The sequence below is a fragment of the Chitinophaga sp. genome (genome assembly GCF_036569185.1).
In the GTDB taxonomy this organism is placed as follows: domain Bacteria; phylum Bacteroidota; class Bacteroidia; order Chitinophagales; family Chitinophagaceae; genus Chitinophaga.
In genome coordinates this window covers 18,826-38,413 of record NZ_DATCRD010000178.1, presented here as the reverse complement: position 1 = coordinate 38,413, position 19,588 = coordinate 18,826, and the positions used below count along the sequence as shown (strand labels likewise).

Here is a 19,588-nt window from a genome sequence, read left to right as displayed (position 1 = left end):
AACCTGGCACATTGGAAAATCTTGCGGTAAAGAAAGTATTTGACTTCAGTTTATTACGGCGCATCTTCTCATTCGCGGCCCCTTACAAACGATCCTTCTACATTTCCATGATATTAACGGTGGTACTGGCCGCTATTTCCCCTTTACGCCCTTACCTGATCCAGGTAACAGTAGATAAGTATATAGCAGGCCAGCTGATGCAGATGCTGATCCTGGTAACGGTTGTACAAATAGGGCTGTTATTGCTGGAAACAGTGGTGAGGTTCTATTTTTCCTATCTCACCAACTGGCTGGGGCAATCTGTGGTGAAAGATCTGCGCGTAACGGTATATAGAAAGATTGTACACCTGAACCTGGCGTTTTTTGATAAAACCCCTATTGGTACGCTTACTACCAGGACCATCAATGATATTGAGGCTATCAATGACGTGTTTTCCGAGGGCATCATTTCTATTGTGGCAGATCTGCTGATGATCATTGCCATACTGGTAGTGATGTTTATGGAAGACTGGCGGCTGACCCTCATCAGCCTGTCGCCTTTCCCTGTGCTGATCTTCGCCACCTATATCTTTAAGGAAAGCGTGAATAAGTCGTTTTACAGGGTACGTAACGCGGTGTCGGCCCTGAATGCCTTTGTGCAGGAGCACCTTACCGGGATGGTGGTGGTACAGGCTTTTACTGCCGAAAAAAGGGAGTTTGCCCGTTTCAAGCATATCAACAAGGAACACCGCAAAGCCAATATCGATGCCATTTTTGCCTATTCCGTCTTTTTCCCGGTCGTGGAAATTATCCTGGCCATTTCACTGGGATTAATGGTATGGTGGGGCGCCAACAAGGTACTGAATTACGAGGTTACCCAGGGGGTGATGATCGCTTTCATCATGTACCTGAATATGTTGTTCCGGCCGCTGCGGATGCTGGCCGATAAGTTCAATACGCTGCAAATGGGGATGGTGGCCAGTGAGCGGGTATTCAAAGTGCTCGACAATCAGGATTATATTCCCGACAGGGGGCATCAGTCGGCAGAAAACATGAAAGGGGCTATCACTTTTGACAATGTGAGCTTTGCGTACATAGATGAGCGTTATGTACTGAAAAATATCAGTTTTCATGCAAAGCCGGGCGATACCGTAGCCATTGTAGGGCATACCGGTTCCGGTAAAACCACTATTATCAGTATCCTGAACAGGTTGTATGAAATACAGAAGGGAAGTATTAAGATAGATGATATTGAGCTGCCGGCTTATTCCCTGGAATCGTTGCGCAGTAAAATAGGGGTGGTATTGCAGGATGTGTTCCTGTTTGCCGGGTCTATTTATGACAACATTACGCTGCATAACAGCAATATCAGCAGGGCAAGGGTAGAAGAGGCTTCCCGGCTGATAGGGATCCATGATTTCATTATGCAGCTGCCTGGCGGATACGATTACCAGGTAATGGAGCGGGGAAGCACGCTTTCCCTGGGGCAGCGGCAGCTGATCTCTTTTGTGCGGGCATTGTTGTACGACCCTGCTATCCTGGTGCTGGATGAGGCTACTTCTTCCGTGGATACCGAATCAGAAATGATGATCCAGCGGGCAATCGATAAGCTCATTGCCGACCGTACGGCTATTATTATTGCCCACCGGCTTTCCACCATCAGCAAGGCCGATAAAATTATCGTTCTGGATAAAGGGGAAATCAAGGAGATGGGTACCCATGATGAGCTACTGAAGCTGGAAGGGTTTTATTTCAAATTGCATAGTATGCAGTTTAATGTGAGTAAGGTGTAAGAAGCGGTGGTGATATCATTTGTATACCAGCTGGAATAAATGGCAGGAATACATAAAGCCGGAGTTTAATAAATGATAAAAATGTTAATATGAAATAGTTGCCCGGGCTGTCGATTTCGACGGCCTTTTTCAATAAAAAAAAGGGCCATTTTTAGCCTGCAATAACCTGGTTATCAATATAATTACAATATATCTTACTTTTTTTCCGTAGTCGCTTAATTTTGAAGATAAAAACGAGTATCTTTGCGCAAAATTTCAGAAAACGGTGATTTCTTTCAATTGGTTCAAACATAGAATGGTAGCACTTGTGATGGTTTTAGGCCTTCACAGTTTTAGTAATTTTTCCTTTGCACAGGAGGTTTCCCACCATGAAACAGCGGCAGCTGCACCTCATGAAGGAGAAGAAGGTAAGGGAGGAGAAGAAGGTGAGACTAAAAAATTTGATGCTAAGGAAGTAATTCTCGGACACGTAAAGGATGCCCACGACTGGCATCTGTTCAGTATGGGAGAAACCCATGTAACCATTCCGTTACCGGTGATCATTTACAATCCTGCACGTGGTACTTCTGTATTTTCCTCTTCTAAATTTGAGCACGGTCATAAGGCGTACGATGGTTACCAGCTGGTAAATGCGCACTACCTGCATGAAAAAGGGCTGGATCCGGCCAAATACATGGATGGTAAAGTGATTGCAGTAGATGCCAGCGGCAATCCTACCGACGAAAAGATCTACGATTTTTCAATGACCAAGAATATCACTTCCATGATCATTGCCGCTGTATTGCTGGTAATCCTGATGCTGAGCGTAGCAAAGGCCTACAGGGTACGCGGTTCAAAGAAAGCCCCGAAAGGTTTCCAGAGCCTTATCGAGCCGGTGATCATCTTTATGCGTGATGAAGTGGTAAAGCCTAACATTCCCGGTAAGCATGCAGAAAGGTATACGCCTTTTATCCTGACAATATTCTTTTTTATCCTGATCAACAACCTGTTGGGACTGTTGCCTGGCTCTGCCAACGTAACAGGTAACCTGGCGGTAACGGCAGCACTGGCTATCATCAGCTTTATTGCTACCATGTTCAGCACCAATAAACATTTCTGGGGTCACATTTTCAACCCTCCGGTTCCTTTTGGCGTTAAGTTCATCCTGGCGCCGGTAGAGCTGATCGGTGTGTTTACCAAACCGGTATCACTGATGATCAGGTTATTTGCCAATATCCTGGCAGGTCACATTATTATCCTGAGTATTATATCCCTGGTGTTCATTTTTGGGTCTTTAAATAAGGTGGCCGGTTATGGCTTCCTGCCTATCACTGTGCTGTTTAATATTGTGATGATGATGCTGGAACTGCTGGTAGCATTTATCCAGGCGTTCATCTTTGCCAACCTGACAGCCGTATTTATTGGTCAGGCCATGGAAGGTGCACATGATGAAGCACACCACTAAGCATAAGGAATTAGCTTTGAGCCTTTGCCCGAAAGTTAAATGCCAACCGCTTTATTAGTTCGAAATTTTTTATAATTCAAATACATATTCATTATGGCACTTTTGTCTATTTTATTGCAGGCTGCTGCTGCATCTGGTCTGGCTAAAGCTGGTGGTGCTGTTGGTGCTGGTATCGCGGCTATCGCTGCTGGTATTGGTGTTGGTAACATCGGTAAGAGCGCTCTGGAGTCTATCGCTCGTCAACCAGAAGCTGCTAACGACATCCGTGCGAACATGATCCTGGCTGCTGCGCTGGTTGAGGGTGTTGCTCTCTTCGGTGTAATCGCTGGTCTGTTGGCGGTAGTTCTGTAAGCCAAACTTTTTACTGCATCCGGCGCACAGGGCAATGGATGCAGTAATCTCTATTACAGACAAATCATCAATCTACCTGAATCCAGAAAATATCAACATAAAAAAATTATAAAATTCTAATTATATGGATCTGTTGCAACCCGCGTTAGGCTTGTTTCTTATTTCATTATTCATTTTCATCGTCGTTTTCCTGATCCTGAAAAAATTTGCCTGGACCCCTATCCTCGCTACACTGAAAGAAAGGGAAGGTTCCATTTCCGAGTCTATTGCCACTGCAGAAAGAGTGAAGGAAGAAATGGCCCAGATGAAAGCTGAACATGAACATGTGCTGGCGGAAGCTAAAGCTGAAAGAAGCAAGATCCTGAAAGAAGCAAAAGACGCGAAAGACATGATCATCAGCGAAGCCAAAACCCAGGCGCAGGCGGAAGCAAAGAAGATCATCAGTGAAGCATATACCGCTATCGAAAACCAGAAAATGGCCGCTTTAACGGATGTGAAGAACCAGGTAGGCAATCTCGTGATCGAAGTAGCTGAAAAAGTACTGAGAAGAGAACTGGCTGATAAAACAGCACAGGAAGGTTATGTGAAACAACTGGCAGAAGAAATCAAATTGAACTAAGATACCAGCGGCTGGCGCCGGCTGTTAAACAGCTAACGCTGAACGCTGCAAGCTAAAAGCTTTTTTAATATGCAGAATCCCCGTTTAGCATCCCGGTATGCAAAATCATTGATAAGCCTGGCTCAGGAACTGAACCAGCTGGAAGTGGTGCATACAGACATGCTGTTCTTACAACAGGTGATGAAAAGCAACCCTGATGTGGTGAGCTTGCTTAAAAGCCCTATCATAAAGGCCGATAAGAAACAGAAAATACTGGCCGCCATATTTGAAGGTCGTATCAGTAATATTACCAGTTCTTTTGTAAACCTGCTGGTAAACAAAGGCCGTGAAAGCGCGCTGGCTGAAATGACCACCGAATTTACACGCCAGTACATGTTACTGAAAAACATCAGCCCGGTGAAAATCACCACTGCTGTTGCTTTGGATAACGCCACACTGGATGTGATCAAACAGAAGATCGCCAGTGAAACCACTCAGCAGGTACAGCTGGAAACAGCCGTGAATCCTGAACTGATCGGCGGTTTTGTACTTGAAGCCAACGACCAGTTGTTTGATGCTTCTATCCTGCGCGATCTGAAGGATATCAAACAACAGTTTAACAAGAATATTTACGTATCTGAATTACGTTAATCAATACAGCAGCCGCTGCGTACACGCAAAGCTGTTGTCGTTATACTAATTTTCTTTAACGACTTTTTTTAAAATCATAATTATGGTTGATATTAAACCTGATGAAATTTCGGCGATTTTACGCCAGCAGTTAAGCAACTTCAATGCTTCTGCCGACCTGGAAGAGGTGGGCACTGTATTGCAGGTGGGTGATGGTATTGCCCGCATATACGGATTGGGCAATGTAGGCTACGGTGAACTGGTAGAATTCAGCAATGGTGTAAAAGCAATTGCACTGAACCTGGAAGAAGATAATGTGGGTGTGGTATTGATGGGTCAGTCAGCAGGTATTAAAGAAGGTGATAAAGTACGCCGTACCAACAAAATCGCATCCATTAACGTGGGTGAAGGTGTTGTTGGCCGCGTAATCAATACACTGGGCGAACCGGTAGATGGTAAAGGCCCTATCAAAGGTGAACTGTACGAAATGCCACTGGAGCGTAAAGCGCCCGGTGTACTGTACCGTGAACCGGTAAAAGAACCACTGCAAACAGGTGTAAAGGCGATCGATGCCATGATCCCTGTAGGCCGCGGACAGCGTGAGCTGGTAATCGGTGACCGTCAGACAGGTAAAACAGCTATCTGTATTGATACGATCATCAACCAGAAAGAATTTTATGATGCAGGTAAACCTGTTTATTGCATATACGTAGCTATTGGCCAGAAAGCATCTACTGTTGCCGGTGTAATGAAAACATTACAGGAAGCAGGTGCTATGGCTTACACTACCATTGTAGCTGCAAACGCTGCTGATCCTGCTCCGCTGCAGTTCTACGCTCCGTTTGCCGGTGCTGCCATCGGAGAGTTCTTCCGTGATTCAGGCCGTCCTGCACTGATCGTTTATGATGATCTGTCAAAACAGGCAGTTGCTTACCGCGAGGTATCCCTGCTGCTGAAACGCCCTCCCGGACGTGAAGCATATCCTGGTGACGTATTCTACCTGCATAGCCGTTTGCTCGAGCGTGCTGCGAAGATCATCAACAATGATGCTATCGCCAAACAGATGAACGATCTGCCTGAATCTATCAAACACCTGGTAAAAGGTGGTGGTTCCCTGACTGCATTGCCTATCATCGAAACACAGGCCAGTGACGTATCTGCATATATCCCTACCAACGTAATCTCCATCACCGATGGTCAGATCTTCCTGGAAGGTAACCTGTTCAACGCCGGTATCCGTCCTGCTATCAACGTAGGTATCTCTGTAAGCCGCGTGGGTGGTAACGCTCAGATCAAATCCATGAAGAAAGTGTCCGGTACCCTGAAACTCGATCAGGCACAATACCGTGAAATGGAAGCTTTCTCCAAATTCGGTGGTGACCTGGATGCTGCTACCAAAGCGGTTATCGACAAAGGTGCGCGTAACGTGGAGATCCTGAAACAGGCCCAGTTCAGCCCTTACGCCGTGGAAAAACAGGTAGCGGTAATCTACCTGGGTACCAACGGTTTGCTGCGCGACGTTCCTGTTAAACAGGTACGTGCTTTCGAAGAAGCGTTCCTGAACGAAATGCAGGTGCGTTTACCGGAAGTACTCGCTGAGTTCAAGAAAGGTAACCTGCCTGAAGATGGCCTGAAGAAAATGGTTACACTGGCTAATGAACTGAAACCAAGATTCGCATAATAACTGCGTTTATCGCTAAAAATACAGATCCCCTTTGCCATCTGGCAGAGGGGATTTTTTATATGTAAATGCTCCACAAATTTGCTGCTATAGCATACTGAAATCTATTCATCAGGATTCCTGACCTGTTCATCATCTTACAGTTATGATCCCTGCCATACATCGTAGCTGCCGTTACCGGCGATGATATCCCCGCGCCGAACCTGATTACGCCTAACGGCGATGGAAAGAATGATAAATTCATCATCACGGTATCCGGAGATATCCCAATTCTTATAGCTGTTGAAGAGATATGGAATACCGGAACGAATAGCCCGGGGAGGAGGCACTTATTAGTACATACTCAAGCTGAATACACCGGATGACCGAAGTTATAAAGGCCGGATTGAGCCGCGTCGTTAGAGAAAAACCCGTAATTATGGAAGAAACCGGGTAATTTGCCCTGATTCTTTTATTATATTTGGTTTATAATATAAACTAGTTTATGTTTGATGTGTAATTAATCCCATCGTATGTCCAATATCAGCCGGTATCTATATCTCCTCATTTTTACGCCCTTATTCTCATTGGCGCAAAATAAGATCAGCGGTAAAGTGACCGATAGCAAAAAACATCCCTTGCCAGGCGTGAACATCGCACTAAAAGGTTCTTACGACGGCGCTACCACTGCGGCCGACGGCTCTTTTTCCTTTACCACCACGGCCACCGGCGATCAGCTATTGTCGGCCTCGCTTACCGGTTACCAGACGCTTGAACTAAAAATAAATGCCACAACGGGGGAGCAACTGAACATCGTGCTGAAGAATGCAGTAAATGCCTTACGCGTGGTGACCATTTCTGCCGGTAGCTTTGAAGCCAGCGATGATAAGAAGGGCACAGTATTGAAACCGCTGGATATTGTAACTACAGCCGGCGCCGGTGCTGATATTGCCAATGCCATTAAAACATTACCAGGCGCCCAGCAAACCAACGACCGTGAAGGACTGTTTGTACGCGGTGGTACCGGCTATGAAACACAAACCCTGATTGATGGTATGCTGGTAAGGAATCCTTTTTACAGCAGCCTGCCGGATATCCCGGGCCGTGGCCGCTTTTCCCCATTCCTGTTTAAAGGCACCACCTTCAGCAGCGGTGGCTATTCCGCTCAATATGGCCAGGGACTGTCGTCTGCACTGATCCTGGAGTCTATCGATTTGCCTGAAAGATCTTCTTCTACGGTGGGTGTATCTGTAATAGGGGTAAATGCAGGGCTGGACAATCTCTCAAAAGATAAAAAAACATCTTATGGAATAGAGGCGGACTATACGAATATCGCACCCTACTTTAATGTTGTTAAGCCCAGGAACGCACCTAATCTCGGCCCGGAAATTATTGGCACTTCCGTTAATTTCCGCCGCAAAACTTCCCGTACCGGCATGCTCAAATTTTATGGCTACGGAAATTGGACAAAAATGGGATTCAACTCCAACAGCCTGGAATACCCGGGGTATACGGAGTCTTTTCAGCTGCGTAACAATAACGTATATACGAATCTTACTTACCGGGAAAATATTGGCCACGACTGGCACCTTTACGTAGGGGCTTCTTTCAGCAGTAATACCGATAACATTGATGCAGATACCCTGCTGAAAAATCCTGCGCCTTCGCTGATCAAGGTACAATCGAACCTGAGCCAGAGCAGGGTAATGCTTTATAAGAACCTCGGCCGCTTCTCCGTGTTGCGTTTCGGTGGTGAATACCAGTATGCAGAAGAGAGATCTGCCTTTAACGGGAACAAAGCCAACTTTACTGATAATTACACGGCTGCCTTTGCAGAAGGGGATATTTATTTCACACCCAGTTTTGTAGGGCGTGTAGGCGGTCGCGCGGAATACAGCTCTGTTCTTGGCGACATGAACTTTGCGCCCCGTGTATCGCTGGCATATAAAGTAAATAACTTCAGCCAGTTCTCCGTGGCTTATGGCGATTATTACCAGAAGCCGGAGCCACAATATATCCGGTTCGACCGTAACCTTGGCTATATGAAAGCCACGCACTACATTCTCAGTTACCAGCGCGTAGCCAGTGATTATACTTTCCGTACAGAAGTGTTTTATAAGAAGTATGCCGACCTGGTAAAAACAGCGCCAACGTATAGTAACAACGGTAGTGGATACGCCCAGGGTGTGGAATTGTTCTGGCGCGACAGGAAAACTTTTAAAAATGTGGATTACTGGATTTCCTATTCTTACCTGGATACAAAACGGGATTACCTGAACTACCCGTTCCGGGTGCAGCCTGATTTCGCAGCCAATCATACCGCCAGTATTGTGTATAAGCATTTCCTGCCTAAACTCAGTACCAACCTGGGATTAACGTATTCATTTGCAACCGGCCGCCCTTATTATAATCCAAATCAACCCACAGATAAGTTCATGTCCGACCGGACAATGACCTATAACTCTGTGGGAGTAAGCGCAAGTTACCTGACCAGCATCCGGAAAGCGTTTACCATTTTTGTATTGTCTGTAAGCAATGTACTGGGCAATAAACAGGTGTTCGGCTACCATTACTCCTCTGATGGTTTGCGCAGGGATGAGGTAGTACCCAATGTGCCAAGGTTTATTTACCTGGGTATGTTCATGAATTTCGGGATCGACAGAAGACAGGATGTTATTAATAACCTCTAATCACAATAAATATGAAACGACTCTTTCTTGCTTTTTTATTTACCGGTAGCCTGGCTACCGCTGCTATGGCCCAAAGCGCTCAATACACAGATGCTATGACCAAACAAACTTCGGACCTGGATAGCAGCAGCACTTTTACCCCCGAGGCGCTGCAACAAAAGGCCAACACTTTTGAACGCATTGCCGATGCGGAAAAAAGCCAGTGGCTGCCTTATTATTATGCAGCTTACATGCAGGTAATGCAGGCGTTTACATTGAAAGATAAAAGCCAGATAGATCCATTGGCAGATAAGGCAGAAAGCAACCTGGATAAAGCAGAAGCACTGAGCCCGAAGAATTCTGAAATTGCCTGTATCCGCTCACTGGTGGCTACCGCCCGGTTAACAGTAGATCCTATGACCCGTGGTATGAAGTTTGGGGCGGAAGCAGCAGCCCAGCTGGAACAGGCGAAAAGCCTCAATCCGGAGAACCCGCGGATTTACATGTTAGAAGGACAATCATTATTATTTACACCGGAACAATGGGGGGGCAGTAAATCAAAAGCGAAAACAACACTGGAACTGGCACTGGAAAAATTTGCGGCATTCAAGCCGGAAAGCGGTATCGCGCCACATTGGGGAGAAGCATATACCCGTAAGCTGCTCGAACAAAGCCAGAAATAGCAGGGTAGTATATTACCGGATATTTAGTTATTTTGTTTCCCTGGTATTTATCATGGAAACAAAATAGCTAAATATCAAAATAACCGTATAAGAAAATTAAACTCATGGACTTTAAAGATCTGGACCCGGTATTGCATTCACAGTTGAGGCTGGCTATTATGTCCGTGTTGATCAGTGAAGAAGAAGCAGAATTTACATTGCTGAAAGAAAAAACAAATGCTACTGCAGGTAATCTGAGCGTACAGATTAATAAGTTACGCGATGCAGATTATATTTCAGTGGTGAAACAGTTTAAAGACAACTATCCGCAAACCATCTGCAAAATAACGCCCGCCGGCAGAAAGGCCTTCGGGAACTATGTTACTTCTATTCAGTCTTACCTGAAGGCTGGAAAGTCATAAATCTATTCAGACGCCAGCTCTGTTTTCTTCAGCGGGTTCCGGGTGTTTTCTGCATAGCGATGCCGCTGCTCCAGTATTTCCAGGCAGGTGAAGATGGCTTGTCTGAAAGAATCAGGGTCTGCCATGTTTTTACCGGCAATATCGAAAGCGGTGCCATGATCCGGCGAAGTACGTACAATACCCAATCCTGCGGTATAATTAATACCATTGCCACTGGCCAGTGACTTAAATGGAATAAGGCCCTGATCGTGGTACATAGCCAGTACACCATCAAACTGCCTGAACATTTCCCTTGCAAAGAAGGCATCGGCACTATATGGTCCGAAACAAAGAATTCCATTGCCTTTGGCGTGCCGGATGGCAGGGATAATATGATCAATTTCTTCACGGCCTATCAGCCCTTCGTCGCCAGCATGCGGGTTAAGCCCTAAAACGGCGATCCGTGGCTGATCTATACCGAAATCCTTTACCAGGCTGTCTCTCATCAGGTGCAGTTTGCCCAGGATATTTTCTTTGGTGACATATTTTGCTACATCGGCCAGGGGCACATGCTCTGTGAGGAGCCCCACACGCATATTATCTGCGGTCATAAACATGAGTACATCCTTTGCATTAAAGGAATCTCTCAGGTAAGGAGTGTGACCGGTATAGTTAAAAGTACTGCTTTGAATATTGTTTTTATGGATAGGGGCTGTTACAAGGCCGGAGATATATCCATCCTTTAAACAGTTGATAGCTGCTTCCAGCGCCCGTGCAGCGTATTTGCCGCCGGTTTCATTCAGCACTCCCGGAGTGATCTGTACTTCTTCTTCCCAGCAGTTATACACATTCACCTGCTTATGATTAAGCCGGGTAAAGTCTTTAATGCTCTGGTAGTTGAAATTATTTTCATTCATCAGCTTCCGGTAAAAGTTGATGGTTTTGTTGGACGCAAAGATCACCGGCGTACAAAATTCCATCATGCGCGTGTCCATAAAGGTTTTGATGATGATTTCGGCGCCTATGCTGTTGATGTCACCGATGGTGATACCGATTACCGGTTTGTTGATCTGGGTAGTACTCATGCTGAATTGCCTCAATGAATGGCAAATATAAAGTATTTAGCGGTTAGCTTGGAGCTTTTAGCCGGTGGCCTGCCCAAAAGCTAAAAGGCAGGGGCTAAAAGCTAATAATGCTTTATCTTTGCGCTTCACAATGTATACACTAAAAAAATCACTCGGCCAGCACTTTCTCACGGATGAAAACATCTCGAGGAAGATCGTGGAGTCGCTACCTGTAATCGACGGCCAGCAAGTGCTGGAGGTGGGCCCTGGTGGGGGCGCCATCACAAAATACCTGTTGCAGCTGCCTGGTATCCGTTTCAAAGCCATAGAACTGGATAAGGAAAAGGTGGAATTCCTGGAAAAAACTTACCCTGCCATCAGGGGTAAGCTGATCAATGAGAGCATCCTGGATGCCGCCCTGCCCTTTGATGGCCCATTCCGCCTGATCGGCAACTTCCCCTATAATATTTCCACCCAGATCATGTTTAAGGTGCTCGACTGGCGCCAGCAGGTGGATGTAGTAGTGGGAATGTTCCAGAAAGAAGTGGCACAACGTATTGCAGCGCCTCATGGGAACAAGGAATATGGTATCCTGAGCGTATTGTTACAGGCTTATTACAAGATTGAATATTTGTTTGAAGTACATGAAAACTGCTTCAATCCGCCGCCAAAAGTAAAATCTGCCGTGATCCGCCTTACCAGGCTGGAACAACCGGCAGACATTGCCTCTGAGCGCAAATTTTTTGTACTGGTGAAAACGGCTTTCGGCCAGCGCCGGAAGCAACTGCGTAATCCGCTGAAAACGATGTTCGACAAGGAACTGTTAGCACAGGATCCCATCTTTACAAAAAGAGCAGAAGAGTTGAGCGTGGCCGATTTTGCAGCATTATCCCACAAGATGATATGAGCAGAAAAGTATTAGTTACAGCGAAAACACATCCGTATTTAATTGAACAGCTGGAAAACAAAGGATACGAAGTGACCTACCTGCCGGCTGTTACATATGATGAAGTATACCGGGAGATCGGGGAATGTACCGGGCTGATTGTTACTACCCGTATTCATGTAGATAAAAAGATGATTGACCAGGCCCGGCAGCTTCAGTGGATCGGCCGTTTGGGTTCCGGAATGGAGCTGATAGACGTGCCTTATGCAGAAAGTAAAGGGATTCGTTGTGTGAGCAGCCCTGAAGGTAACCGCGATGCAGTGGGCGAACAGGCTGTAGGCATGTTATTGTGCCTCTTGAATAATGTGCTTAAAAGTAGCCTGGAGCTCCGGCAGGGGATCTGGGAGCGCGACGGGAACAGGGGATATGAGCTGAATGGTAAAACGGTGGCGATCATCGGTTATGGTAATACTGGTAGTACTTTCGCGCATAAGTTGCAGGGGTTCGACGTTAACATCCTCGCATACGACAAATATAAAACGGGTTTTGGTACAGCAGCCGTGAAAGAGGCTACCATGGAGGAGATATTCCGGGAAGCAGATGTAGTTAGCCTGCACCTGCCGCTTACTGCTGAAACAAAATACCTGGGCAATTCGGCCTTTTTTGCCTCTTTTGCCCGGCCGGTGTGGTTTATGAATGTGGCCAGGGGCAAGCTGGTGAATAACCGCGACCTGATCGCCGCGCTCACCAATGGCGTACTGGCAGGAGCCTGCCTGGATGTGTTGGAAAATGAAAAACTGGCTACTTATAACGAAGAAGAAAAAGAACAACTGGCCTGGTTGCTGAAGGCTGATAATGTAGTGGTAACCCCGCATATAGCAGGGTATTCTCATCAGGCAAGCATCAAAATGGCCCGTGTTGTACTGGAGAAACTGAATATTCTTTAAACCTGGCCCTACAGGTTGCTTTTCGGATATAAATGATTGATTTTCAATTTATTTATAACCGAAATAAGGAGGTTTTTTCTTTATACAATTTTCATTATATTTGCAATAATACCAGTAAACAACGCTTCTGTGCAAATGGAGGCGTTGATTTTTTTTTCTTATAACCAAAAAAACACAACAGGTTATGTCTGGCATAAATTACGTTACGAAAGAAACCCTTGATCAAATGATGAATGAGCTGACCTTACTTAAAACAAAGGGAAGGGCAGAGATTGCACGTGCTATTTCAGAAGCCAGGGAAAAGGGTGACTTAAAGGAAAATGCCGAATATGATGCCGCCAAAGAAGCGCAGGGTTTGCATGAAGCAAAAATTGCCGCACTGGAAAATGCTATTGCTATTTCCCGGATAGTGAGTGCAGATGCAATTGATACATCAAAAGTGTCTATCCTTTGTAAGGTAACCATCACTAATGTAGCTAATAAGAAGACCTTTACGTACCAGATTGTTTCCGAAACGGAAGCAGATCTGAAGGCAGGCAAAATTTCAGTGACCTCCCCGATAGGTAAAGGCCTGTTGGGCAAGCATGTAGGAGAAGTAGCGGAAGTACAGGCGCCAAACGGACAGATTAAATTTAAGATCGATAGTATAACTGCATAAGCCTACTTTTTCATGATATTTGCAGGGGATGCATTCATTTGCAGCCCCTGTTTCTTTTTTTATCATGTTACTAAGAACTACATACTATGACCATCTTCACGAAAATTATCAAAGGCGAGATTCCGAGTTATAAGATTGCGGAGAACGAGCATTTCTATGCTTTCCTGGATATTTTTCCGCTGGTACCGGGACATACCCTGGTGATACCCAAAACTGAAACGGATAAGTTTTTTGATGTAGCCGACAACCTGTTGCAGGAATGGTTATTATTTGCCAAGCCTATTGCACAGGCCATAGAAAAAGTGGTCCCCTGTAATCGTATAGGCGTTAGTGTGGTAGGCCTGGAAGTACCGCATGCACATATGCATCTGATCCCGATCAATTCCGCAGATGATATGAATTTTTCCCGCAGTAAGCTAAAGCTGTCTGTAGAAGAATTTAAGGCAATACAGGCGCAGATTATCGCTGCAATGTAATAGTTATTTTGAAGGAATATTGAAGCGGAAACCTACGCCATGCACGGTTTCCAGCTTGATTTGCGGATCTGATTTGAAATGTTTCCGCAGTTTGGTGATAAATACATCCATACTGCGTCCGAGGAAATAGTCGTCTTTTCCCCATACATTGGAAAGGATGTCTTCTCTTTTTAGTGTTTTATTGGGATTATTACAGAAGTACTTCAGCAGGTCTGCTTCTTTTTGTGTAACAGAAATGGATATATCGCCACTGGAAGTATAGAGGCGCAGATCTTCATAATCAAAGGTCAGTAGTCCTATGGTATACAGGTTCGACTTATCTTTCCGGCTCATGGTACGTTTCAGGAAAACCTCTATGCGAAGGATCAGTTCCTGCATACTGAAGGGTTTACTGATATAGTCATCCGCACCGGTTTGGAGCCCGGCTATTCTGTCTTCTTTTTCATTTTTAGAAGTGAGGAATAATATAGGAACATGGTCATTGAGTTCGCGGATCTGCTGCGCCAGTTGTAGGCCGTCTTTTTTGGGCATTACCACGTCCAGCAAGCAAATATCGAATGAGCGTAACTGGAATTGTTCCCAGGCTGCCTGGCCGTCTATACTGTGCACTACATCATAGCCCGCTTCTTCCAATCGTTTCTTCGTAACCGCACCAATATTTTGATCATCTTCCACCAATAGGATTCTTGCTTTCATATCTGCCTGATGCTGATTAATATAAAAAAGCTTGTTATACGATTGCTGTATAACAAATGATGGTCACTTTTCATAGTTAAGCTGTTATCCGGACGCATGGCCGTTAGCTTTTAATTGGGTTTGAATTTCAACCAAAGTAACTACAATTTACGGATTTATGAAATAACCTTTTGACCGGGTGTTTTTTACCTTGAAATCCTTTCAGGGTGCTGTTGAAGGAATTTGTCCCAGCCTTTTGCCCTGGTGATTCCTGCAAGCGGATTACTTTCCTGGTAGAAGTGGCATACTGCCACTGCGAGGGCGTCTGTAGCATCAAGGTAATCAGGGCGTTCTGAGATACTGAGGATGCGTTGCAGCATCAGCCAAACCTGTTCCTTATCTGCATTACCATTGCCTGTAACAGATTGTTTTACTTTTTTCGGGGAGTATTCGGTGACCTCCAGGCCAGCCTGAATGGCCGCTGCAATGGCCACACCCTGGGCACGGCCCAGTTTTAGCATACTTTGCACATTTTTACCAAAAAAAGGCGCTTCAATGGCAAAGCTGCTGGGTTTATGCTGTTGAATCAGTTCCTGTACCCGGCAATGAATCAGTTGTAGTCTTTCGTAGTGATCTTTGAATTTGGAGAGTTTCAATACGCTCATTTCCAGGAGCCTGGCCTTTTTCCCTTCCGTAAGTATAAGCCCATAGCCCATTACAAGGGTGCCTGGGTCAATGCCGAGAATTATTTTTGACTTGTTTGCCAACAGGAGTTTATTTTTGCCAAAATTTGACTGTCTGAACAAAAGTACCAAAATAATTCTCAATTACCTGTTAGGGGCGGGGCTTTTTACTTGGCTGGCATACTCTATCTATTCGCAACTCATCCATCGTGATAACCTGCAGGAATCTGTGCGGCATATGTGGGGAGCGCTACAGGAAAGAGGTTGGGTGGGTATTTTCCTCGTTATGGTACTTATGCTCTTCAATTGGGGGCTGGAAGCCCGCAAGTGGCAGAAGCTGGTGAAACCACTGGAGGAGGTTTCTTTCCTGCGGTCTTTCAGTGCTATCCTTTCCGGTGTATCCCTCTCTATTAATACCCCAAATCGTGTAGGCGAGTACGGTGGACGGATCCTTTACCTCAAAAACCACAATAAGCTGAAAGCCATTGCGGCTACCATTGTAGGAAGCTTCAGCCAGCTGATCGTCACTATTATTTTTGGGTTAATTGGTTTGCTCTATTATATCAACAACTTCGCACTGGCAAAAGAAAGCGGCTTCCTTACGTCTTCTTTATGGCAGAAATTACTGCTGATTACCGGTACAGTAATTTGTGGCCTGACGATATTGTTATATTTTCGGCTACAAATCATTCTGTCTGTATTTGAAAAGATACCTTTCCTTCGGAAAGCGAAGGTATTTGTGCAGATCATTGTTAAGTACTCATCCGGCGATTTACGTTACCTGTTGCTGCTTTCAGCCCTCCGCTACGTAGTCTTCTCGGCACAGTATTTGATTTTGTTGGACGCACTTGGCATGGAATTTCTATGGTGGCAGGCCTTCCTGCTCAACAGTGTCATCTACCTGGTAATGGCAGGAGTTCCTACCATCGCCATCGCTGAATTAGGCGTTCGCGGAAAGGTAAGTATCTTTTTTCTTGGGTTGCTTAGCTCCAATACCGTGGCCATCGTAGCGGCCACTGTAGGTATATGGCTGATTAACCTGGTACTGCCGGCCGTTTTGGGAAGTGTGCTGTTGTTAGGAGTAAAAATTTTTAAGGAAAAATAGCTTCCATCCATGAAGTATTTGCTACTCATAATCTTAGGGCTCTCCTGTATTCAACCCGTTGAAGCACAAAACGATTTTTGCTCCATCCGTAACACCAGCTTTAATACCGGTGAAAGCATTACCCTGAAAGTATTCTATAACCTCGGCAAAATGTATGTGGGCGCAGGCGAAGCTACCTTTAATGTGGCCCTGGAACGCTTCGCCAACCGCGATGTTTATCATGTTACCGGCGACGGAAAAACCTACCGGGCCTATGACTGGATCTTTAAAGTACGGGATAAATACGAAAGCTACATAGATACCGCTACCCTGCAACCCCTCAAATTTATCCGGAATGTAAACGAAGGCGGGTATAAGATTTTTAATAATGTGGTGTTTAACCAGGCTGCCCACCAGGCCATCAGCACAAACGGCACCTTTACCGTGCCTCCCTGCGTGCAGGACGTGATCAGCGCAATCTATTATGCCCGTAACATCGACTTTAACAAATACAATTCCGGTGATAAAATACCCTTCGCTATGTTCCTCGACGACCAGGTGTATAATATCTACATCAGGTACATGGGTAAAGAAGAGGTAAATACCAAGTTCGGGAAATTCCGGGCCATTAAATTTAAACCCCTTCTCATCAAGGGAACCATTTTCGAAGGCGGTGAAAAAATGACGGTATGGGTAAGCGACGATGCCAATAAAGTGCCCCTTCGCATTGAAAGCCCTATATCTGTAGGGAATATCGTGGTAGATATGGTTAATTACTCCAATCTCCGTTATCCCTTCACTTCGCTGCTAAACAAGAAATAGTAAGGCTTAAGCCGCCCACTACCCCGCAAGTTTAACAATTCATTTGAGGGCCGGCCCCCAAATTTTACCGACCTTTCGTGCCGCAGAAAACTTTATATTTGTTATAATCAATCCTTTATGATTATGGAAGAACGTAAACCGAAAATATTACTGGCTGAGGATGATACCAACCTGGGCATGGTGCTGAAGAATTACCTGGAGCTGAATGACTATGATGTGGAATTATGCCGCGATGGTATCCTGGCCCTGGCAGCCTTCCGCCGCGAAAAATTTGACATCTGCCTGCTGGACATTATGATGCCCAATATGGACGGGTTTAAACTGGCGGAAGAAATCAGGGACGTAGATCCGGACATTCCCCTCTTTTTCCTCTCTGCCAAAACCATGAAGGAAGATATTATCCAGGGATATAAACTCGGTGCAGATGACTATATCTCCAAGCCATTCGACAGCGAACTGCTGCTGCTGAAGATCAAAGCCATCCTGAAACGCAACCAGGAACTGAACAATAAGGAAGAAGAGGTACACGAATTCGTGATCGGTTCCTATACCTTCAATTCCCGCCTGCGCACCCTGGCGCATAACGGTGAAACACATACGTTATCCCCCAAGGAAAACGAACTGCTGCACATGCTGTGTGAACATAAAAATGATCTGCTGCCACGTGAACTGGCACTGAAGAAAATATGGGGTAGCGATACTTATTTCAATGGCCGCAGTATGGATGTATACATCGCCAAACTGCGCAAATATCTTAAAGAAGACACCAACATTGAAATCGTAAATATTCACGGTAACGGCTTCCGCCTGGTAGTAAAAGATTAGGATTTTGTCTTGGAACACTGATTACGCTGATTATAATGATTAGCCTGATTTTATTTTTATAGTTTGAAATAATTAAGGGAGATATAAGCAGATCCGCTTTTATCTCCCTTAATCTTTTATAAAATCCCAAAAAATAAAATCAGGCTAATCATTATAATCAGCGTAATCAGTGTTCCAAGACAAAATCCGCGCGTCAGAACAATAAATTGGACCCACCCCTGAAGGACGTTTTGCCCAGGTGGATATATGCTTTCTCTGTTACCTCTCTTCCCCGCGGGGTACGTTTAATAAACCCTTCCTGGATCAGGAACGGCTCATATACTTCTTCCAGGGTACCTGCTTCTTCTCCTACGGCCGTAGCAATAGTGGTGATACCTACCGGCCCCCCCTTGAAGTTTTCAATGATGGTATTGAGGATACGGTTATCCATCTCATCAAGGCCATATTCATCCACATTCAGCGCTTTCAGGCTCAGTAGGGCTATTTCCATATCAATTACCCCGTTCCCTACTACCTGGGCAAAGTCGCGTACCCGGCGCAGCAGCCCATTGGCAATACGGGGGGTGCCACGTGAGCGCCGCGCTATTTCACCCGCTGCATCCGAAGTGATCTTTGTATTCAGCAAACCCGCAGCCCGCCACAATATTTTATGCAGGGTGGCTGCGCTGTAATATTCCAGCCTTGATTTGATGCCAAACCGTGATAATAAAGGCGCAGTAAGCAATCCAGACCGGGTAGTGGCCCCGATCAACGTAAACGGCAGCAGGTTGATCTGGATGGCACGGGCACTCGGACCAGTGTCGATCATAATATCAATACGGTAATCTTCCATGGCAGAGTACAGGTATTCTTCCACCACGGTGCTTAACCGGTGAATCTCATCAATAAACAGCACATCTTTGTCTTCCAGGTTGGTTAACAAGCCGGCCAGGTCGCCTGGCTTTTCAATTACCGGTCCCGAGGTTTCGCGGATATTTACACCCAGTTCATTGGCCACAATACGGGACAAAGTAGTTTTGCCCAGGCCCGGAGGGCCATGGAACAACACATGGTCAAGCGCTTCCCCACGCATTTTCGCTGCTTTAATAAATATCTTCAGGTTCTCGATAATTTGGTCCTGCCCGGAAAAATCGATGATCTCCCGCGGACGTATACTATTTTCGAACTCTTTGTCAGCAGCGCTGAGCTTACTCTCTTCTGGTCTTAAAGGCTGATTGGACATAATTGTATATGCCCAAAAATACACAAATATTCAAAGGTAGCAGGCAGCTATTGCTGGTT

20 protein-coding genes are annotated in these 19,588 nt (G+C 45.5%); 16 read left to right on the top strand and 4 right to left on the bottom strand.

Going from position 1 to position 19,588, the window contains the following annotated elements; translation table 11 throughout:
- The first annotated feature begins 11 nt into the window (after positions 1-11).
- The 9 genes from VIM72_RS13610 (at position 12) to VIM72_RS13570 (ending at position 10,208) form a co-directional block, all read left to right on the top strand.
- Complete coding sequence (locus VIM72_RS13610; protein WP_332003372.1) at positions 12-1,772, top strand: ABC transporter ATP-binding protein; 1,761 nt, start codon at positions 12-14, stop codon at positions 1,770-1,772.
- Between the two features lie 295 nt (positions 1,773-2,067).
- Positions 2,068-3,216 carry a F0F1 ATP synthase subunit A gene (gene atpB / locus VIM72_RS13605; protein WP_332003371.1) on the top strand — a complete coding sequence of 383 codons (1,149 nt, stop codon included), beginning with the start codon at positions 2,068-2,070 and terminating at the stop codon, positions 3,214-3,216.
- Positions 3,217-3,309: 93 nt separating this feature from the next.
- A complete protein-coding gene (atpE, locus tag VIM72_RS13600) occupies positions 3,310-3,567 on the top strand; it encodes an ATP synthase F0 subunit C (protein WP_079471016.1) in 258 nt (85 codons plus the stop codon).
- 124 nt (positions 3,568-3,691) lie between these two features.
- Positions 3,692-4,186, top strand: a complete 495-nt coding sequence (gene atpF / locus VIM72_RS13595; RefSeq protein ID WP_332003370.1) for a F0F1 ATP synthase subunit B — start codon at positions 3,692-3,694, stop codon at positions 4,184-4,186.
- 69 nt (positions 4,187-4,255) lie between these two features.
- Positions 4,256-4,816 (top strand): ATP synthase F1 subunit delta, encoded by a 561-nt coding sequence (atpH, locus tag VIM72_RS13590; protein ID WP_332003369.1) that lies wholly within the window; start codon positions 4,256-4,258, stop codon positions 4,814-4,816.
- Positions 4,817-4,898: 82 nt separating this feature from the next.
- The gene (atpA, locus tag VIM72_RS13585; RefSeq protein WP_332003368.1) at positions 4,899-6,476 is read left to right on the top strand and encodes a F0F1 ATP synthase subunit alpha; all 1,578 of its coding nucleotides are present in this window, start codon (positions 4,899-4,901) and stop codon (positions 6,474-6,476) included.
- A 512-nt stretch (positions 6,477-6,988) separates the two neighbouring features.
- Complete coding sequence (locus tag VIM72_RS13580) at positions 6,989-9,145, top strand: TonB-dependent receptor (protein ID WP_332003367.1); 2,157 nt, start codon at positions 6,989-6,991, stop codon at positions 9,143-9,145.
- Between the two features lie 11 nt (positions 9,146-9,156).
- Entirely contained in the window at positions 9,157-9,807 is a 651-nt protein-coding gene (locus VIM72_RS13575) for a hypothetical protein (protein ID WP_332003366.1), read from the top strand.
- A gap of 104 nt (positions 9,808-9,911) precedes the next feature.
- Entirely contained in the window at positions 9,912-10,208 is a 297-nt protein-coding gene (locus tag VIM72_RS13570; RefSeq protein ID WP_332003365.1) for a transcriptional regulator, read from the top strand.
- Positions 10,209-10,210: 2 nt separating this feature from the next.
- On the opposite strand, the gene pdxA is transcribed toward VIM72_RS13570, so the two are convergent.
- The gene (gene pdxA, locus VIM72_RS13565; protein ID WP_332003364.1) at positions 10,211-11,272 is read right to left on the bottom strand and encodes a 4-hydroxythreonine-4-phosphate dehydrogenase PdxA; all 1,062 of its coding nucleotides are present in this window, start codon (positions 11,270-11,272) and stop codon (positions 10,211-10,213) included.
- Between the two features lie 130 nt (positions 11,273-11,402).
- On the opposite strand from pdxA, the gene rsmA reads away from it, so the two are divergent.
- From rsmA to VIM72_RS13545, 4 genes are all read left to right on the top strand, one after another.
- Complete coding sequence (rsmA, locus tag VIM72_RS13560; RefSeq protein ID WP_325638433.1) at positions 11,403-12,158, top strand: 16S rRNA (adenine(1518)-N(6)/adenine(1519)-N(6))-dimethyltransferase RsmA; 756 nt, start codon at positions 11,403-11,405, stop codon at positions 12,156-12,158.
- Complete coding sequence (locus VIM72_RS13555; RefSeq protein WP_332003363.1) at positions 12,155-13,084, top strand: NAD(P)-dependent oxidoreductase; 930 nt, start codon at positions 12,155-12,157, stop codon at positions 13,082-13,084. The genes rsmA and VIM72_RS13555 overlap by 4 nt, the downstream gene beginning before the upstream one ends.
- Before the next feature lie 184 nt (positions 13,085-13,268).
- The gene (greA, locus tag VIM72_RS13550; RefSeq protein WP_332003362.1) at positions 13,269-13,742 is read left to right on the top strand and encodes a transcription elongation factor GreA; all 474 of its coding nucleotides are present in this window, start codon (positions 13,269-13,271) and stop codon (positions 13,740-13,742) included.
- A gap of 86 nt (positions 13,743-13,828) precedes the next feature.
- On the top strand, positions 13,829-14,218 hold the full coding sequence (locus VIM72_RS13545) for an HIT family protein (protein WP_332003361.1): 390 nt from the start codon (positions 13,829-13,831) through the stop codon (positions 14,216-14,218).
- A 3-nt stretch (positions 14,219-14,221) separates the two neighbouring features.
- Here VIM72_RS13545 and VIM72_RS13540 read toward each other — a convergent pair whose 3' ends face one another.
- Both VIM72_RS13540 and ruvC read right to left on the bottom strand, forming a co-directional pair.
- The gene (locus tag VIM72_RS13540; RefSeq protein ID WP_332003360.1) at positions 14,222-14,914 is read right to left on the bottom strand and encodes a response regulator transcription factor; all 693 of its coding nucleotides are present in this window, start codon (positions 14,912-14,914) and stop codon (positions 14,222-14,224) included.
- 185 nt (positions 14,915-15,099) lie between these two features.
- Positions 15,100-15,660, bottom strand: coding sequence for a crossover junction endodeoxyribonuclease RuvC (gene ruvC / locus VIM72_RS13535; protein ID WP_332003359.1), 561 nt, complete (start codon positions 15,658-15,660; stop codon positions 15,100-15,102).
- Positions 15,661-15,673: 13 nt separating this feature from the next.
- On the opposite strand from ruvC, the gene VIM72_RS13530 reads away from it, so the two are divergent.
- The 3 genes from VIM72_RS13530 (at position 15,674) to VIM72_RS13520 (ending at position 18,307) form a co-directional block, all read left to right on the top strand.
- A complete protein-coding gene (locus tag VIM72_RS13530; protein ID WP_332003358.1) occupies positions 15,674-16,681 on the top strand; it encodes a lysylphosphatidylglycerol synthase domain-containing protein in 1,008 nt (335 codons plus the stop codon).
- 9 nt (positions 16,682-16,690) lie between these two features.
- On the top strand, positions 16,691-17,482 hold the full coding sequence (locus VIM72_RS13525; RefSeq protein WP_332003357.1) for a DUF3108 domain-containing protein: 792 nt from the start codon (positions 16,691-16,693) through the stop codon (positions 17,480-17,482).
- Between the two features lie 123 nt (positions 17,483-17,605).
- Positions 17,606-18,307, top strand: coding sequence for a response regulator transcription factor (locus tag VIM72_RS13520; RefSeq protein WP_325645600.1), 702 nt, complete (start codon positions 17,606-17,608; stop codon positions 18,305-18,307).
- Between the two features lie 193 nt (positions 18,308-18,500).
- Here the strand turns inward: VIM72_RS13520 and ruvB are convergent, their stop codons facing one another.
- Positions 18,501-19,529 (bottom strand): Holliday junction branch migration DNA helicase RuvB, encoded by a 1,029-nt coding sequence (ruvB, locus tag VIM72_RS13515; RefSeq protein ID WP_332003356.1) that lies wholly within the window; start codon positions 19,527-19,529, stop codon positions 18,501-18,503.
- Positions 19,530-19,588 lie beyond the last annotated feature (59 nt).

Bases quoted from the DNA above. Each gene is read 5' to 3' on its own strand.
- atpB (WP_332003371.1), top strand. From the start codon at position 2,068: ATGGTAGCACTTGTGATGGTTTTAGGCCTTCACAGTTTTAGTAATTTT.
- atpE (WP_079471016.1), top strand. From the start codon at position 3,310: ATGGCACTTTTGTCTATTTTATTGCAGGCTGCTGCTGCATCTGGTCTG.
- atpF (WP_332003370.1), top strand. From the start codon at position 3,692: ATGGATCTGTTGCAACCCGCGTTAGGCTTGTTTCTTATTTCATTATTC.
- atpH (WP_332003369.1), top strand. From the start codon at position 4,256: ATGCAGAATCCCCGTTTAGCATCCCGGTATGCAAAATCATTGATAAGC.
- atpA (WP_332003368.1), top strand. From the start codon at position 4,899: ATGGTTGATATTAAACCTGATGAAATTTCGGCGATTTTACGCCAGCAG.
- VIM72_RS13580 (WP_332003367.1), top strand. From the start codon at position 6,989: ATGTCCAATATCAGCCGGTATCTATATCTCCTCATTTTTACGCCCTTA.
- VIM72_RS13575 (WP_332003366.1), top strand. From the start codon at position 9,157: ATGAAACGACTCTTTCTTGCTTTTTTATTTACCGGTAGCCTGGCTACC.
- VIM72_RS13570 (WP_332003365.1), top strand. From the start codon at position 9,912: ATGGACTTTAAAGATCTGGACCCGGTATTGCATTCACAGTTGAGGCTG.
- pdxA (WP_332003364.1), bottom strand. From the start codon at position 11,272: ATGAGTACTACCCAGATCAACAAACCGGTAATCGGTATCACCATCGGT.
- rsmA (WP_325638433.1), top strand. From the start codon at position 11,403: ATGTATACACTAAAAAAATCACTCGGCCAGCACTTTCTCACGGATGAA.
- VIM72_RS13555 (WP_332003363.1), top strand. From the start codon at position 12,155: ATGAGCAGAAAAGTATTAGTTACAGCGAAAACACATCCGTATTTAATT.
- greA (WP_332003362.1), top strand. From the start codon at position 13,269: ATGTCTGGCATAAATTACGTTACGAAAGAAACCCTTGATCAAATGATG.
- VIM72_RS13545 (WP_332003361.1), top strand. From the start codon at position 13,829: ATGACCATCTTCACGAAAATTATCAAAGGCGAGATTCCGAGTTATAAG.
- VIM72_RS13540 (WP_332003360.1), bottom strand. From the start codon at position 14,914: ATGAAAGCAAGAATCCTATTGGTGGAAGATGATCAAAATATTGGTGCG.
- VIM72_RS13525 (WP_332003357.1), top strand. From the start codon at position 16,691: ATGAAGTATTTGCTACTCATAATCTTAGGGCTCTCCTGTATTCAACCC.
- VIM72_RS13520 (WP_325645600.1), top strand. From the start codon at position 17,606: ATGGAAGAACGTAAACCGAAAATATTACTGGCTGAGGATGATACCAAC.
- ruvB (WP_332003356.1), bottom strand. From the start codon at position 19,529: ATGTCCAATCAGCCTTTAAGACCAGAAGAGAGTAAGCTCAGCGCTGCT.